Origin of the sequence: Actinomadura fibrosa (assembly GCF_900659615.1) — a bacterium.
Lineage (GTDB): Bacteria > Actinomycetota > Actinomycetes > Streptosporangiales > Streptosporangiaceae > Spirillospora > Spirillospora fibrosa.
Genome location: NZ_CAACUY010000027.1, coordinates 1 through 15,475 on the forward strand (window position 1 = coordinate 1; position 15,475 = coordinate 15,475).

Annotated in this window: 18 protein-coding genes and 1 pseudogene; 10 read left to right on the forward strand and 9 right to left on the reverse strand. The window is 70.8% G+C overall.

Annotation, left to right across the window (positions count from 1 at the left end):
• The 3 genes and pseudogenes from E1300_RS12730 to E1300_RS12740 all read left to right on the forward strand — a co-directional run.
• A pseudogene (locus E1300_RS12730) lies at nt 1-485 on the forward strand (AAA family ATPase); the annotation flags it as partial.
• Nucleotides 478-1,695, forward strand: coding sequence for a vWA domain-containing protein (locus E1300_RS12735; RefSeq protein WP_131757189.1), 1,218 nt, complete (start codon nt 478-480; stop codon nt 1,693-1,695). The pseudogene E1300_RS12730 and the gene E1300_RS12735, both read left to right, overlap by 8 nt.
• The gene (locus E1300_RS12740; RefSeq protein ID WP_131757190.1) at nt 1,692-2,630 is read left to right on the forward strand and encodes an MBL fold metallo-hydrolase; all 939 of its coding nucleotides are present in this window, start codon (nt 1,692-1,694) and stop codon (nt 2,628-2,630) included. The genes E1300_RS12735 and E1300_RS12740 overlap by 4 nt, the downstream gene beginning before the upstream one ends.
• Here the strand turns inward: E1300_RS12740 and E1300_RS12745 are convergent.
• Complete coding sequence (locus tag E1300_RS12745) at nt 2,590-3,336, reverse strand: M15 family metallopeptidase (RefSeq protein WP_131757191.1); 747 nt, start codon at nt 3,334-3,336, stop codon at nt 2,590-2,592. The two genes, E1300_RS12740 and E1300_RS12745, sit on opposite strands and share 41 nt — an antisense overlap.
• Before the next feature lie 101 nt (nt 3,337-3,437).
• Between E1300_RS12745 and E1300_RS12750 the strand changes: the two genes are divergently transcribed.
• Together E1300_RS12750 and E1300_RS12755 are read left to right on the forward strand one after the other, a co-directional pair.
• Nucleotides 3,438-3,791, forward strand: a complete 354-nt coding sequence (locus E1300_RS12750; protein WP_242619118.1) for a hypothetical protein — start codon at nt 3,438-3,440, stop codon at nt 3,789-3,791.
• A 10-nt stretch (nt 3,792-3,801) separates the two neighbouring features.
• Nucleotides 3,802-4,350, forward strand: a complete 549-nt coding sequence (locus E1300_RS12755; RefSeq protein WP_207399683.1) for a DUF1707 SHOCT-like domain-containing protein — start codon at nt 3,802-3,804, stop codon at nt 4,348-4,350.
• Nucleotides 4,351-4,390: 40 nt separating this feature from the next.
• Here E1300_RS12755 and E1300_RS12760 read toward each other — a convergent pair whose 3' ends face one another.
• The 3 genes from E1300_RS12760 to E1300_RS12775 form a co-directional block, all read right to left on the reverse strand.
• The gene (locus tag E1300_RS12760) at nt 4,391-5,344 is read right to left on the reverse strand and encodes an esterase/lipase family protein (RefSeq protein WP_131757193.1); all 954 of its coding nucleotides are present in this window, start codon (nt 5,342-5,344) and stop codon (nt 4,391-4,393) included.
• A 362-nt stretch (nt 5,345-5,706) separates the two neighbouring features.
• A complete protein-coding gene (locus tag E1300_RS12770; protein ID WP_207399684.1) occupies nt 5,707-6,876 on the reverse strand; it encodes a pentapeptide repeat-containing protein in 1,170 nt (389 codons plus the stop codon).
• A 205-nt stretch (nt 6,877-7,081) separates the two neighbouring features.
• Nucleotides 7,082-7,351 (reverse strand): LysM peptidoglycan-binding domain-containing protein, encoded by a 270-nt coding sequence (locus E1300_RS12775; protein WP_207399685.1) that lies wholly within the window; start codon nt 7,349-7,351, stop codon nt 7,082-7,084.
• Between the two features lie 237 nt (nt 7,352-7,588).
• Between E1300_RS12775 and E1300_RS12780 the strand changes: the two genes are divergently transcribed.
• Entirely contained in the window at nt 7,589-7,984 is a 396-nt protein-coding gene (locus E1300_RS12780; RefSeq protein WP_131757196.1) for a hypothetical protein, read from the forward strand.
• Between the two features lie 94 nt (nt 7,985-8,078).
• The gene (locus tag E1300_RS12785) at nt 8,079-9,500 is read left to right on the forward strand and encodes an HNH endonuclease signature motif containing protein (protein WP_131757197.1); all 1,422 of its coding nucleotides are present in this window, start codon (nt 8,079-8,081) and stop codon (nt 9,498-9,500) included.
• Nucleotides 9,501-9,539: 39 nt separating this feature from the next.
• Here E1300_RS12785 and E1300_RS12790 read toward each other — a convergent pair whose 3' ends face one another.
• Nucleotides 9,540-10,106: an SUKH-4 family immunity protein gene (locus E1300_RS12790; protein WP_131757198.1), complete on the reverse strand. Its 567-nt coding sequence runs from the start codon at nt 10,104-10,106 to the stop codon at nt 9,540-9,542.
• The gene (locus E1300_RS12795) at nt 10,091-10,525 is read right to left on the reverse strand and encodes an ATP-binding protein (RefSeq protein WP_131757241.1); all 435 of its coding nucleotides are present in this window, start codon (nt 10,523-10,525) and stop codon (nt 10,091-10,093) included. Before E1300_RS12795 ends, E1300_RS12790 begins: the two co-directional genes overlap by 16 nt.
• 354 nt (nt 10,526-10,879) lie before the next feature.
• On the opposite strand from E1300_RS12795, the gene E1300_RS12800 reads away from it, so the two are divergent.
• Genes E1300_RS12800 through E1300_RS12810 form a run of 3 tightly spaced genes read left to right on the forward strand, consistent with a single transcriptional unit; the run spans nt 10,880 to nt 12,167 of the window.
• Nucleotides 10,880-11,761, forward strand: coding sequence for a helix-turn-helix domain-containing protein (locus tag E1300_RS12800; protein WP_131757199.1), 882 nt, complete (start codon nt 10,880-10,882; stop codon nt 11,759-11,761).
• Entirely contained in the window at nt 11,758-11,946 is a 189-nt protein-coding gene (locus tag E1300_RS12805; protein ID WP_131757200.1) for a DUF397 domain-containing protein, read from the forward strand. Before E1300_RS12800 ends, E1300_RS12805 begins: the two co-directional genes overlap by 4 nt.
• 26 nt (nt 11,947-11,972) lie before the next feature.
• A complete protein-coding gene (locus E1300_RS12810) occupies nt 11,973-12,167 on the forward strand; it encodes a DUF397 domain-containing protein (RefSeq protein WP_131757201.1) in 195 nt (64 codons plus the stop codon).
• Between the two features lie 18 nt (nt 12,168-12,185).
• Here E1300_RS12810 and E1300_RS12815 read toward each other — a convergent pair whose 3' ends face one another.
• The 3 genes from E1300_RS12815 to E1300_RS12825 all read right to left on the reverse strand — a co-directional run bounded on the left by E1300_RS12815 (nt 12,186) and on the right by E1300_RS12825 (nt 15,469).
• A complete protein-coding gene (locus tag E1300_RS12815; protein ID WP_131757202.1) occupies nt 12,186-12,923 on the reverse strand; it encodes a VOC family protein in 738 nt (245 codons plus the stop codon).
• Nucleotides 12,924-12,963: 40 nt separating this feature from the next.
• Nucleotides 12,964-13,251, reverse strand: a complete 288-nt coding sequence (locus E1300_RS12820) for a hypothetical protein (RefSeq protein ID WP_131757203.1) — start codon at nt 13,249-13,251, stop codon at nt 12,964-12,966.
• Between the two features lie 262 nt (nt 13,252-13,513).
• Nucleotides 13,514-15,469, reverse strand: coding sequence for a YehQ family protein (locus tag E1300_RS12825; protein WP_131757204.1), 1,956 nt, complete (start codon nt 15,467-15,469; stop codon nt 13,514-13,516).
• Nucleotides 15,470-15,475: the final 6 nt, after the last annotated feature.

Genomic DNA, 15,475 nt, shown 5'->3' on the forward strand with positions numbered 1-15,475 from the left:
CGTCCGACGCGGCGGCGCGCGGCGGCGCGTGGCCGTCGCCGCGGTCCTGGGAGATGGCGCTGCGGCTCCTCGCGACCGGCTACGCGACGGACGCCGGCCAGGACGCGGTCGCCGCCGCCGTGGTCGGCGCCATCGGCGACGGCGCCGGGCTGGAACTCCTGGCCTACCTGGAGGAACTGGACCTCCCCGACCCCGACCGGGTCCTCGCGAACCCGTCGGCGTTCACGCTGCCGGAGCGCGGTGACCGGCAGCTCGCGTTCCTGACGGCGGTGGTGGCGTCCGTCCAGGGCGACTGCACGCGGCGGCGCTGGGAGGCGGGCTGGGAGGTGCTGGCCAAGGCCGTGGACGCGGGCGTCCCGGACGTTGCCGCGCGAGCCGCCGCCGACCTCGCCGCCCTCCGCGACACCGGCTGGCCCGTCCCGAGCGGCATCGACGGGTTCATCGACATCCTGTCGCTCTCGGGCGCCCTCCCGAACGATGAGTGACGCAGGGGCGGCCGTCCTGAACCGGACGAAACTGCTGGCCGCCCGCTACCGGGCCGCGACCGACCGCCCCTACCTCGCGTCCGCGCTGTACTCGCTGACGGTGGTGCCGAGCCGGGCCGTCCCGACGATGGGCGTGGACCGGCACTGGCGCTGCTACGTGTCGCCCTCGTTCGTGGACGCGACGCCCGTCCCCGAACTGGCCGGGGTCTGGATCCACGAGGCGGCGCACCTGCTGCGCGACCATCACGGCCGCGCCGGGCGCCTCCCCGCCGCCGACCAGCGCGACCACGCGCGCGTCAACATCGCCCAGGACTGCGAGATCAACGACGACATGATCGCGGACGGCCTGCCCCTGCCCGCCGGACGCGTCGTCCCCGCCGACTTCGGGCTCCCGGACGGGAGGCTCTTCGAGGAGTACCTCCCGGGCATCCCGCCGCAGCCGCACCACGACTGCGGCTCGGGCGCGCACGGCCGTCCAGCACCGTGGGAGCGGGACGACCCGGGCGTCCCGCGGGTGAGCGAGGTGGAGGCCGAGGCGCTGCGCCGCGCGACCGCCGAGGCGATCCGCGCGCACGAGCGGTCCCGCGGGCGGCTGCCCGGCGGCTGGCGGCGCTGGGCGACGGAGGTGCTGGAGCCGACCGTCGACTGGCGGCGCGTCCTCGCGGGCGCCGTGCGCGAGGCCGTCGCGTGGGCGGGCGGCGCCGTCGACTACACCTACCGGCGGCCGTCCCGCCGGACCCCGGCGCTGCGCGGCGCCGTCCTGCCGAGCCTGCGCCGCCCCCTGCCGCGCGTCGCGATCGTGATCGACACGTCCGGGTCGATGGGCGAGGACGACCTCGCGGCGGCGCTGGCGGAGGTGACCGGCGTGCTCCGCGAGGTCGGCGTGCGCGGCAACCGGGTCAGCGTCCTCGCCTGCGACGCGGACGTGCGGGCCGTGGCGCGGGTGACGTCCGCCGAGCAGGTCGAACTCGGCGGCGGAGGCGGCACGGACATGCGCGCCGGGATCGCCGCCGCGCTCGCCCGCCCGGACCGCCCCCAGGTGGTGATCGTGCTGACCGACGGCTACACTCCATGGCCCGCCGAGGCCCCGTCCTGCCGCCTGATCGCCGCGCTGACCAGCGGCGCGACACCCGGCCGCGCGGCCGCGCCCGACCCGCCGGCCTGGGTCGAGACCGTGCGCCTCGGCCCGACACCCGGGAGGACCCCATGAGCGACGCGCCCGACCGCGAGGGCACCGGAGCCCCGCGCCTCGAAGAGGTCTCCGAGGGGATCTTCGCCTACGTCCAGCCGGACGGCACCTGGTGGATCAACAACACCGGCTTCCTCACCGGAGCCCGCGGCGTCGTCAGCGTGGACGCCTGCTCCACCGAACGCAGGACGCGCGCCTACCTGGACGCGATCCGCTCCGTCACCTCGCGTCCCGTCCGGACGCTGGTCAACACCCACCACCACGGCGACCACACCTTCGGCAACTACCTGTTCTCCGGCGCGACCGTGGTCGGCCACGAGCGCTCCCGCGAGGGCGTCATCGCCTGGGGCAAGCCGTTCGACGAGCCGTTCTGGACGAAGGTCGACTGGGGCGACGTCGAAATCGAGCCGCCCTTCCTCACCTACACCGACGGCGTCACGCTGTGGGTGGACGACCTGCGCTGCGAAGTCCGGTACGTCGGGACGCCCGCGCACACCCCCGCCGACTCGATCGTGTGGATCCCCGAACGGCGCGTGCTGTTCTGCGGCGACCTGCTGTTCAACGGCGGCACGCCGTTCCTGATGCAGGGCTCCGTCGCCGGAGCGATCAAGGTGCTGTCGGAGGTCCTGGCCCCCTTGGACGCGGCGACGATCGTCCCGGGCCACGGCCCCGTCGCCGGCCCCGAACTGATCGACGACGTCCTCGGCTACCTGCGGTTCGTCCAGTCCACCGCCGCCTCGGCCAAGTCTGCGGGCCTGTCGCCACTGGAGGCCGCCCGCGAGACCGACCTCGGACCGTACAGCGAACTGACCGACAGCGAACGGCTCGTCGGCAACCTCTACCGCGCCTACGCGGAACTCGACGGCGCCGAACCGGGCGCCCAGATCGACCTCTTCGCCGCGATGAACGACATGGTCACCTACAACGGCGGCCGCCCGCTGACCTGCCGCGCCTGACCGGCCGCCATGGCGCGACCGGCCCATAACGAGCCGCTGCGCCACTCAAAGCCGACCACAAACGAGTGCCGAACTCGAAATGCCACCACTCCTCCGCCAACACCACGAAACCTTGACTCCGGAGTGAGTGGTAGAGCAGGCGTCTCAATGTGCGCACCGGCCCGTCCACGCCCTCAAAAGCCGTGACCGCGGCCAGACTGGTGAACTCGTCGAAAGCGGTACCGAGCGCCAACGGCGTCCCCTGCCACGTAAGGGTGAGATCGACTGCACCACCGGTGAGATGAGGCGGAGGCTCGGCAGGATCGTCCGAAGGCGGCGCGACCGGGTCTTCCCCATCCGGATCGGCGGACGGAGCGAACGCCTCGAACAACTCGCGCTGCAAGGCCAGAGGCCGCCAACCGTCGAAAACAGCGAACCCGAATCCTCGCGGAAGGCCGGCGGCCGCCCTCCCCAACCGCCCAAGGACCTCCCCTCTGAGCCACTGCTCCCCCACCGCATGCCGCCAGCCCGCTCCAACATAACTGTGCAACACCTGGATTCCGGCATCCGCGATCCGCACCAACGGTTCCGCGTCGCCGACCACCGGTTTCGCACGCCGAAGAAGAACGGACTCAGGCGTCAATGCGGGAATGGCCGCCCGATGACCAGCGGGACAATGGCTGGCCGCAGCTGAGAGCACCGCATCGTCCACCACCGGAAAGACCATGATCGCGAGCGTACCAAGAGTGCATTCCGCCGAGGCGGCCTAAGCTGCCGAGCATGCCCAGGTCAGGGAACACGCATAGGGGGCCGAGCACGCACAGCAGCTTGACGGAGCACGCCCGGTGCCTGTTCGGGGACGAGTACCGTCCCGCGCCGCAATGCGACCTCGAGCACCGGGAGCATTACTTCATCGAAGAGCTGACCTTCGCCGACGCGGACGAGATCCTCGCCATGCTCCGCGAGCTCTGCCCCAACCTGGTCGACGGCCTCCTGCCGGTCTGGGTCCGGAACCTCGCCTATCGGCTGGTGCTCCTGCAACAGCCAGACGACCCGGCCCTGCTCCGGGAAGCGGCCGAGAGCCTCGTCCTGCACGGTCCGGACTGGGACGGCATCGCGGCAGACCTCAAGCGGAAAGCCGAAGCCCTGGAAGCAGCGAGCCCGCCGGACCCGCCTTGCTAGCGTGATGGTCATGTCGAACGATCCGCCCGATGTACGAGCATCACACGAGGATCGCGACCGCGCCGTCGACGTCCTGCGGATCGCGGGAGGCGACGGCCGCCTCAGCACCGAGGAACTCGAAAAGCGGCTGGAGCTGGCGCTCAACGCCCGGACGCTCGGCGAGCTGGCCGCCCTCACCGCCGACCTGCCGGATTCCAGGCCCGCCCCCGAGGCCAAAGAGGTCCTCGTCATCAGGCAGGAAGGCGGCAAGTACGTCCAGGACGGCCGCTGGCTGGTGCCCGCCCGCATCGACCTCCGCACGCAGCTGTGCCGGGTCACCCTCGACTTCACCCAGGCGGTGATCACCTCAAGCGCCCTGCGCATCGACGCGGAGATGGCGCACGGCAGGCTCGTGATCGTCAGCGCGCCCGGCATGGTGATCGACACCGGCGGCCTCAACCGCACGTACTCGAAGCTCAAGGTCCACTCCACGGATTGGACCGCCGAGCCCCGCCTCCGCGTCGAACTCGCGGGCACGCTCATCCACGCGAAGGTCATCGAGCGCCGGCCGCGGCGCTGACGGACGCGGCGGCCCGTGAGGATCCACCCGTCCGCCCGGACTACATCGGCAGGCCGTAGCCGGTGCACGTCGGCCTGAAACCGGGGACGTTCGCACCGAGCTGGTTGAGGACGTCCTGCATGACCGGGCTGTCATTGAACATCCCGACATGGCCGACGTAGTCGTCCGGGCACTGGTCCTGGACGAGGATGTTCGTGACGCCGTCGCCCTTCAGCCACGCGTTCGTGTACGGGGTGACGACGATGTCATTCTTGGTCTCGATGACGACGTACCGCGGCCCGGGGACGATGTCGCCGTCGCCGAACAGGGCGGTCTGGAAGTCCGAGCCCTCCTCCTGCTGGACGAGCCCGGGCGCGCCCGCGTCGTTGAGGACCTGGTTGGCGAAGCCCAGCAGGTTCAGCGTCCTCCCGAGGTTCACGATGCCGAGCATCGTCGTGCCGTGGTTGCTGGGCGCCAGCGCGACGAACGTGCGGACCTCGGCCGCGCCGCCGAGCCGCTTGAGGTAGTAGTGCGGCATCATCCCGCCCTGGGAGTGCCCGACGAGGTCGACCCGCTTCGCGCCGGTCGCGGCGAGGACCCTGCCGACGAACGCGTCCAGCGTCTTCGCGGACGCGGCGATGTCGCCGAGCCCGCCGACCCGGTCGAACGAGAGCTGCGTCATGCCGTAGTTGAACCCGAAGACGCAGTACCCCTCGTTCGCCAGCATCGGCGACAGAACGCTCCAATTGGTGCCGAGGTTCACGAACGTGGCATGGACGAGGACGACCGGCGTCGGGTGCTCGGGGCTCGGCTTGCAGTCCCAGTCGTTGGCGCCGGCGACCGCGTCCGGGCTGTTGAAGAAGTTCGCCAGGGACGTCCCGACATCGCCGACGGGGTACTTCTCGGCGGCCCGGGCGGGTGCCGCGACCGCACCGGCTCCAAGCAGCGACGCGAGCGTTGCCGCGGTCAGGCCGCGCAGGACCGTCCGCGCAGGACGGCAGTGGGACGAGCTCATCACAACGAGCCTCCGGGGGTGGACGCGGCAAGCACCCGCTTACCGCCGCCCCCGGAATGTAGAACCGCCACCCCACTTCAGGCAAGACCCCTTTTCAATTACACGTCCAGTTGCGAGCCCGCCCCGGACGCCCGCCGGCAGCCGCGCCAACGGCCCCCCGGACGGACGGCCGCCGCCGTCGCCCCTGACCGCTACAAGCAGCGCCACGCCGTCGACCGCGGCATCAGCCGGCTCAAGCACCACCGGGCCCTGGCCGCCCGGCAAGACGAACTCGCCGTCCGCTACGAAGCCACCCTCCACATCACCGTGATCAAGCGTGCCTGGGCGTCGCTCAGCAGGGCAGCTGACTTCGAGACACGCACCTAGGAGAACCGGGTCCGCTCGTCCACCCTGGCCATCGCCCGGACCTTCGCCTCCGCGATCCCTCCGATGTTCCGCATGTCCACGCCCCGCAGGTCCGCGCCCCGCAGGTCTGCTTTCTGTAGGCTCGCGTACCGGAGGTTCGCGTCCTGCAGGTCCGCGCCCCGCAGGTCCGCGTCACGCAGGCTCGCGCCCCGGAGGCCCGCGTCCCGTAGGCTCGCGTCGCGCAGGATCGCGTCCCGCAGGTCCGTGTTCTGCAGGCTCGCGTACCGCAGGTTCGCGTTCTGTAGGTCCACGCCCCGCAAGTCCGCGCCCCGTAGGCTGGCGTTGCGAAGGTCTGCGTTCTGTAGGTCCGCACCCCGCAGGTTCGTGTCCTGCAGGCTCGCGTTCTGTAGGCTCGCGCGCCGCAGGTCCGCTTGCCACAGGATCGCGTCCCGCAGGCTCGCGCGCGACAGGTTCGCGCGCCGCAAGTTCGTGCGCCACAGGATCGCGTCACGCATGTTCGCTCTCAGCAGGTCCGCGTCCCGCAGGTCCGCGCCCTGGAGATCCGCGTGCCGCAGGTCCGCGTCACGTAGGCGGGCGTTGGCAAGGTGGAGACGGCTGAGGTCCAGGGTGCGACGTTCGGGACGGTGCGGCCGGGTAGCAAGCGCGGTCAGCGTGGCCTGAACGTCGGCCTCGGGCTGGTCGGGCAAGGGACGCGGTCGGCCCAAGGTGGGCCCGCCGTCGTCGCGGCGGGCGGTGGGAGCCCGGCGGCGCACGAACGCCTCCAGCACCTCCACCACGTCGTCATGGTGGGGACGGGAGTCGGCGGCCACGTGCTCCAGAGCGTGGATGCCGCCGAGGCGCGCGTCGATGTCGGTCGAGCTGAGCCGTTCCAAGGCCTTGGTGAACCGGTCGGTCACCTGGCCGCGGTGCGACAGCCGGTAGTTGCGGGCGGTGTACAGCAGCGAGATCGCCACCACCACCGCACCGCCGGCCGACACCACCAGCAGCCGGGCGTTGTGCCGGTCCTTGGCGTCGCCGCCTTCGCCGTTCAGGCCCATCCAGCCGGGGATGCGCCACAGTGCGACCGCGTACCCCACCGCCAGCACGGCCAGACCCACCCCGGCCAGCACCGCCCCCGCGCGGCGGACGCCGGGCCGCGCGAGCTCGTACTGTCCCCGGCGGTGCAACCGCCGCGTCCGATCGCCCATACTGGCTCGGACGCTCCAGCCTCACCGCGCGTTCACGGCTGGCCGACAGCAGACAGACCTCGTGCTCTGTCTGGTGGATGCCGAGGGCGGCCTCTTTCTGCCGTATTCCGGCCGTCCCCTTGAAGCGAGTCTCGGGCGGTGAGGGCGGGACGCACGTCGTTGAGGACCTAGCCGAGGTACTCGTCTACCAGTCGCAACTGGAGGCAGGCACCCGCAGTCGTTGCCCGACATGCAGGGCGTCCCAGTTCACCCCAGGGTTCAGCGACCGGAGTGTCGAGAAAGAAATGCCGAGTTTACCGGCTATTCCGCGACCGGTGTCGCCGGCCTTGACGAAGTAGTAACACGCTGGAAGAACGACCGAGGAAGCCTGTTCGACATTGATGGTGTCGGCGAACACGGGCGTCGCGCCCACCATCGACGGTCCAAAGAAAAGCGTCAACGAGAAGATGGCCACGGCCGTTCGTCGCCGCATATCAGCCCCTTGTCCGACCCCGATATATTCGACAGTGTAGATGCCCCGCCGACCCACCTACTGGCCACATCCGGCCCAGCCACCGACGCCTTCACCCGCGCCGACTGATTCATGGGCCATCGGCGCTGCGATCTTGCGGATTCGCGACCGTGATGTGACGGATGACGACGAGCTGATGATCGCTTTAGCCTTCATCGCACCGTCCCAGGAGGAGGAGCCATGAAGAGTGCACTGGCCGTCAGGACCGCAATGATCGTCGGTGTGGCGACGATGATGACCGCGGGCCTTGCCGGAACCGCGTTCGCGGGCACGAACAGCCCCACGGCCAATCACTACAACAGCAACGACATCGTCGACGCGACGGCCAAGTTCTACCATGACGGCGACAAGATCTACATTAAGGACAACTACGCCGATGGCCACGCCGCGGTGGCGGAGGTCTGGGCCAGCGGTTACGGCACGTCCCACGTATGGGCGACCGGAGGTTCGGGGACCTCTGTGACCCAGAGCATCAACTACGCAGAGGGCCTTACCGTTCACATCAAAGCATGCATCGGTGAATACGGCTCTCGCGACATCATCAGCTGTAGCCCAGAGGTCACGGGCGTGGCCTGATCTCCTCCGCGCGCACCCTGTACGGGAATCGGCGAACGTCTGCGGACGATCACGCTCTGCGATATCCTGATTACAGAGCAGAAAGGGAGGGAAGATGAACGCCGAGATCGCAGAACTCACCGCCACAATGCGCGGGCGTGGAGAATGGGAGCATCGGCGTTTCTTCCCGCCCGGCCCCAAGCTGGCCATCTGCCTTTCCGGTGGGGACGGCACCCTCGCGGGCCTGTCGGAGACCGAGCTGATCGAGGTCGCGGCGGCGGCGCGTCGGCAGACCGCCTGGGCGCAGGCGCGCGAGCTGGCCGCGATCGCCGAGCTGACCCGCCGCCGCACGCGGGACGAGCGGGACGACCACCCCGACTACCGCGTCCTGTCGGCCCATGAGTCAGTCGTCGAGGAGGTCGCCGCCGCCCTCACGCTGACAAGTGAGAGCGCCGCCACCCAGGTCCACCTGGCCGAGCGTCTGCACACCGACCTTCCCGAAACGCGGCGCGCGCTGGAGGCCGGGCTGCTCGACCTGCCCAGGGCCCGCGCTATCAGTGACCTCACCGACCACCTTCCCGAGGACGTCACCGCCTCAGTCGAGGAAGCGGTCATCGAGCAGGCGTCGGAGCAGACCACTGGGCAGTTGCGGCGCCGCCTGCGTCGCGTCGTCCAGCGACTGGCCCCTGAGCAGGTGGAACGCCGTAAGCGCGAGGCCATCGCCGGGCGGCGGTTGGAGGTTTGGGAGACGCAGGACGGCACCGCCGACCTGGCCCTGTGCGATCTGGCCGCCACCGACGCGCATGCCATCCACAACAAGATCACCGCGATCGCGCACAGCCTGCGCCAGGACGGTGACGTGAGGTCTCTCGACCAGATCCGCGCCGACCTGGCTCAGCAACTGCTGCGCGGCACGCCCCTTCCCGAGGCCGCCCGAGCCGTCTTCACCGAACAGGTGGAACCCATCGCGCCCCCGGCCACTTCGCCGCCCAGCCTGACGGCAACGGCCGCCGTATCTGCCGAGGGAGCGCCCACCGCGTCCGTGCCGCTGGAGTGCCGCGACACCGCCGACGTACTCGCAGACGTGATCGGCGCGCGGCTGGCACAGGTCACCGAGTACGCCAGGAAGCAAGGGCGGCTCGACGGGCTCGACGCCCGGCTCCGGCACTCCGTCCGCGAACTCCAGGACCAGGTCGCCGCCGCCCGCGACGCGCACTGCGAGGCCGCCGACCACCGCCACACCGGGTACCGGCCGCCCGCCGCGATGCGCAAGGTGATCGAGGCCCGGCATCCGGTCTGCGTGTTTCCCAGTTGCAACCGCCGCTCCGACCGCTGCGATCTCGACCACACCAGTCCCTGGAGCCAGGACGGGCAGGGCCGAACCTGCCCCTGCAACCTCGCCCCGCTATGCCGCCGTCACCACCGAAGTAAGCAATCTCCAAGGTGGGCGCTCTATCAGCCTTGGTCCGGCTTGCTCATCTGGGTCACGCCGGCCGGGACCTGGCATATCGTCCGTCCAGAACGCCGTCGGGAATGAGCTGAACGGGCGCGACCGCCGCGCGCCCGTGCTCCGGCGTCAGAGATCGCCTCGCTGGTAGCGGCGGTAGTGATCCGCTAGCTCGTCCGTGCGCATGGGCGGCCACAATGTCAGGACGCCCGTGTGGCGATCCACGATCAGGACGCGATCGTGGCCGGCGACACGAGCGATGAAACCCGCGTCGAACTCCTCGACCAGGATCGCGCCGACGCGTCCAGTGTCATGGACGAACCAGGCGTCCGCGCGGCGCCACGCCTCGGCGCGGTCGATGGGCGCGGGATGCACGTGATAGGCGCTGAGGACGTCGGCGACCGCGCTGACCGTCCGGCAGTCGTCACGCCCGCAGCCGAGGCACATGTCGCCGCCGTGCGGGTCGGAACCATACCGGTGGACGCGCAGGACGGTCGTCAGCGCGGCGGCGAGTCCCAGCACGAGCCGACGTCCCTCCTGGACGAACTGGAAGCTCGCCGCGTCCATGACATGACCGCCCGCGTTCAGGGCGGCGGCGATGGCGTCCGGGTTCGCCCGCATGGCGGCGGTCATCGCGGAACGGACCCGCTCCCCCGTCTGGACGTGCAGCGCCACGGGACTCATGCCGCCGCGCACACCGCCTCCTTCTCGGTGAAGACGGCCGTGACGGTGCGGGCCTGCTCGTTGCCGAACCATCCCCAGCGCGACGCGATCGCGGACACCGTCCGCAGCCCGCGCCCTGACTCGGCGTAGACGTCCGCGACGGCCGCGGCCGGCTCGCTCGGCCCGCCCTCGTCGATGACGGCGACGGAGACCGCGCCGTCCGTGCACGAGATCTCGACCGTGAACGTTCCACCGGGACGTCCGGACTTGGTGTGCCGTAGCGCGTTGACGACCAACTCGTCCACAGACAGCAGCACATCGTCGAGAAACGGGCAGCCGACCAGGAGGCAGCCGACGAACCGCCGGACCGCGCGGGCCTGCTCGACCTCACCGGGGAACGATCGCCGCCAGTACAGCGGCGGCACAGCCTCAGCCGTGGCCGCAGGAAGCATCACCGGGCACATGTGAACACCTTCGATCGAGGACGGACGGTCTCTGCGGATCAGCCGGACTCACCCGCCGACCGCAAGCCAATCGTCACAGTCCGCAGCCGTCCGAACACGGCATACAAGTCGCGTAGGCCCCCCGGAAGCCGCATCAGCACAAGCGGACGGCGCCCATGCCTTGTTCGGACGCGCGGGCTGCGCACGTCCAAATCTTGCACGTGCGGATTTTCGGCGATGGCCTCCAAGCTGCCTGAAGTCACTCACAGCGATCACGCGAGGGCAGTACGTTGCGAGCGATGTCGATTACCGGAAGTCGCAAACCCCCACGCACGTCGATCGTCCCGAACAAGGAGGGCGGCCATGCCCAGCCCGTACATCCGTCGCCGCCAGCTCGCGGTGGAGATCCGGAAGCTCAGGGAAGAGCGGAACCTGACGTCCGACGACCTCGCGGGCCTGGTGTTCCACTCCCGGACGAAGATCACCCGACTTGAGAACGCCCAGGTCCGTCCCGACCTCGCCGAGATCATGAACATGCTCGACCTCCTGGAGATCACCGGCAGCCGGTACGACCGGCTCCTCAAACTCGCGCGCGAGGCAGCGCAGAAGGGCTGGTGGGATCGCTACGGCATGTCCATGGGTCCGCGCCAGAAGCTGGCAGCGGATCTCGAATACAACGCCCGCACCATCCGCTCCTACGACCAGACCGCGATACCCGGCGCCTTGCAATGTCCCAGGTTCGTCGAGGCCCTTGTCGATCTGGACCGCCTCCAACGCACGATCGACTACGAGCCGAAGCGGATGACCGAAGCACGTGAGAAGCGGCAACACGAGCTGCTGCGCCCGGACGGTCCGTCATATGAAGTCGTACTCGACGAATGCGTGATCCGTAGGCTCGACGTGCCTGCGGATGCCATGGCCGCCCAGCTCCGGCACATGATCGCCGCTGTCTCCGAGGCAGAAAGGATCATCATCCGAGTCCTACTGCACACCGCGCGCGTCCGAGGCGGTTTCCTCCCCAAGTCATCGTTCTACCTCTACACATTCCCGGACTCAGGTGACCCGCCGATGGGAGTAGTCGACACAGCCACCACCGATCTCGTCCTGACGAAGCAGCGAGACGTGGCCCGCTATGCCGGGATGTACAACCGGCTACTGGAAGCCGCACTATCTATCGAAGAGAGCCTCGGCTTCTTCGACCGGGTGGCCAAACAGCTCACCGAGCAGACAGGATCGGAGACATGACTAAACACTTCTACGGCTGGCGGAAGTCGCGTCGCAGCGAACCGAACGGCCATTGCGTCGAGGTGGGACGGGCTGTCGACCGAACGATCGGAGTCCGCGACAGCAAGCTCGACCGCAGCCCCGTCCTCGAACTCACCCCGGCCGCTTGGGCCAAGCTCCTCGACGAGCTACGCCGCCAAACCTGACAACAGGCCACTCCGAGGTGATCAAGGTGAGCGGGACCGAGCGTTTCAACGGCTGGCGGAAGTCGCGGTGGAGCGAGCCGAACGGGGCGTGCGTCGAGGTTGGGCGAGCCTTCAACGGGACGATCGGAGTTCGTGACAGCAAGCTCGATCGCAGTCCCGTCCTCGAATTCACCCCCACCGACTGGGCCGCCTTGCTGGACGGGCTTCGGCGTACCGTCTGACCTGCGGAGAGGTGGGGGTCAGCCTTTTCCTAGGACGCAGAAGTCGTTGCCTTCTGGGTCGGCTAGGACCTTCCACGGGACGTCGCCCTGGCCCAGGTCGACGTCGGTGGCGCCGAGGGCTCGCAGGCGGGCCACCTCTGCCTCCTGGTCGTCTTCGGCGTACGGCATCACGTCGAGGTGGATCCGGTTCCACCAGGACCTCGCGTCCGGCTTGCGGAGGAACTCCAGGTACGGGCCGACGCCCTTGGACGAGCGCAGGACGGCGTGGTCGTCGGTGACCTCGTGGAGGGTCCAGTCGATCGCCGCGTCCCAGAAGCGGGCCATGGCGCGGGGGTCCGCGCAGTCGACGATCACCGCGGCGATCGGGCCGGTGTCGCGGTAGATCTCGCGGGGCTCCAGCACGCAGAACACGTTGCCCTCGGGGTCGGCGAGGACGGTCCACGGGACGTCGCCCTGGCCGATGTCGGCGGGCGTGGCGCCGAGGTCCTTCAGGCGCGCCACCAGCTCCGCCTGGTGGGCGGCGGAGGTGGTGGCGAGGTCCAGGTGGACGCGGTACTTCACCGTTTCCGGGTCCGGGACCTTGACGAGGTCGACGCAGACGGCGCTGGGGTCCGGCCAGTTGAAGCCCACGGGTTCCAGGTTGGTGACACCCGGTCCTTCGCTGGACGTGCCCCAGCCGAGGGCCTCCGCCCAGAACCGCCCGAGGGCTGCATCGTCCTGAGCCTTGATGTTCACCTGGACAAGTCGCAACGCCATGCAGGTGATCATAAGCCCAGGTCGGCAGCGCTTGGACCCCTCAGGCTCGGCGGCGGCGTCCGCGCTGATGAGCCCTGCCCCTGGGGGTGAGGACGGACGTCGTGCGGCGCCGAGGGAGCAGGTGTCCGGCTCGGCGCCGGGCCGGCTTCCGGCTCGGGTTGAGGTCCTGGGGGATGAGCCGTTCTGGGCGCAGTGGCGGTGGAGGCTCGAAGTCCAGCTTCACCCGGGCCGGCGACATCTTGTGGAAGGACGCCAGCGGAGTGTTCAGCCGCCAGGGCTTCGTCCGGCGGACGGCCCAGGGCAGCACCGTGTGAGTTCGTGAAGACATGTTCTCTCTGAGACTGACATGAGGCCCATCGAGCACGGCCTCGGACGCTGGAGGACCGGGCGCGCACGGGCAGCCCGGCGAAGCCGACGGGACGGTCGGCTGGGAGTGAGCGGGAGAAGCGTCAGGTCAAAGAGCAGGCGGGGTCACGCGGTCGTCCTCTGTCCTCGGTGTAACGGGGCCGCAGGCAACGTATCGAAGCACGGAAGGGCGGCTCAAGCGGGTTTCCGTGGGGGCGGGCGGCGGGCGGCCCGCCCCGGGGCGGTTAGCGGAGTTCGGCGGTGGTGAGGAGGCGGATGTGCGCGTCGGCCCAGGCTTGGGCCGTCTGGTGCGGGTCGTCGCCGCCCAGCAGGGACGCCAGGCGGCGAAGGGTGGCGGCGGTGGTGCGGAGGCCGATCCGGTCGAGGTCGTCGCCGGTGCGGGCGATGCGGTCGCGCAGGCCGTGCGGGACGTGGAGGAGGCCGCGGTGGGCGGCTTCGGCGCAGACGTCCAGGGCGGCGGTGAGGGCGTCGCCGAGCGGGTCGGGTGGACGGGCGGACGGGCCGTCCAGGGCCGCGGCGCCGTCACCGGGTGCGAGGTCGGGGACGGCAATGCCGTCCGGGCCCATGACGGCGAACGGGTCGAGGACGAGGCCGCCGCCTTCGCGGTGGACGGCGCCGCTGACGTAGCGGGGGCGCGCGGCGAGTGCGGCGGCCAGGGCGTCGAGGGCGCCGGGGCGGCTCGGGGCGTAGTCGGCGGTGACGACGGCGGTGGTGCCCGCGGCGTCGGCGATCTGGGCCTCCAGCCGCTGCGCGCCGGGGTGGTAGCCGATGTCGCGGACCTCGGCGATCTCGATGACGCGGACAAGTTCCGCTTCGACGCGGGGGCGGACGGTCCGTGGCGGCAGCGCGGAGAGGGCGCGTTCCTCCGCTTTCAGGTCGCGGACGAGGAGCGTGGACGGCAGGCTCGTCCACGCGTCGCCGAGCGGGGTGACGCTGGTCTTGGCGATGCGGCCCGCCGTGACGCGGACGACGCGGCCCGCGCTGCGGGTGGCGCTCTCGGAGACGACGTTGGCGGTGGCGAGGGCGCGCAGGGACGCGCCGAGGATGCGGCGTCCGGCGAGGTCGGCGCCGGTGAGGGTGTCGCCGTCCGGGACGGTCCACTGCCGTTTCAGGACGAGCACCGTGCCGCCGTGGGCGAGGAACACCTCGACGGTGCGGTCGTCGGCGGTGCCCGCGACGCGGCAGCCGAGGGCGGTGAGGCGGACGCGGCGCAGCGGCGTCTCGGCGGACTCGTCGGTGCCGAGCACCTGGGCGCGGGACGAGCCGTTGCGCGCGGCGCGGTGGCGGGCGTGGACCTCGGCGAGGAGCGCGGCGAGGCGTCCGGGCTCATAGTCGGCGCGGCGTTCGCGGTGCGCGTCGAGCTGCCCGGCGAGGTCGTGCACGGCGCCCGCGGGCCAGTGCAGGTCGCGGGCGGTGAGCTGCCCGGCGATGCGGCGGAGGCCGGTGGCGAGGACGGGTCCGGCGTGCGCCGCGCCTTCGAGGAGCACCAGGTCGACCTGTTCGAGGGCGGCCTCCAGGCCGGTCGTCGTCGTCCCGGCGGCCGCGGGTGTCGCCTTGCCGCCCACGTCCAGCCAGGACGCGGCGTCGGTGATGCCGCGTGCGTCGGCGGCGCGGAACGCCCAGACGGCGAGGACGACGACCTCGGCGCGGACGGTCGCGACGGCGTCGGTGTCCACGTAGCCGAGTTCGTCCGGGACCAGGAACCGGACCGTGCAGGACGGCAGCTCGACGCGCGGGACCGGGTCGGCGGCGGACGGGCGGTGGATCCGCGCGGCGTAGCCGGTCCGGAACGTGCGGCGGGCGGCGGTGAGGGCGCGCTGGCCGAGGACGCGGGCGAGCGCGTCGTCGTCGAAGGCGCCGGGCGACCAGTCGGTGAAGGCGGGCCGCGCCTCCGCGGCCGGTTCGGTGTGGTCGCGCTGGTAGGCGAGCACCAGGCAGATGCGGTGGCGGCAGGTCGAGGTGGCGGCGCAGGTGCAGGTCGCGGCCTCCAGCCCGGCCCCGGCGGGGAGTTCCGCCCGCGTGCCGTCCGGGAAGGCGCCCTGCACGCCGCCGTCGTCGGCGACGGTGACGGCCGGGCCGTTCCCGGCGTCCAGGTCCTTCGCGGCGCGCTTCACGAGGCCGCGGTTGGACAGCGCGGCCAGGGAGTCGGGCGTCAGGGCGAGGAGGTCCGCGCGGCTCATCGGCGA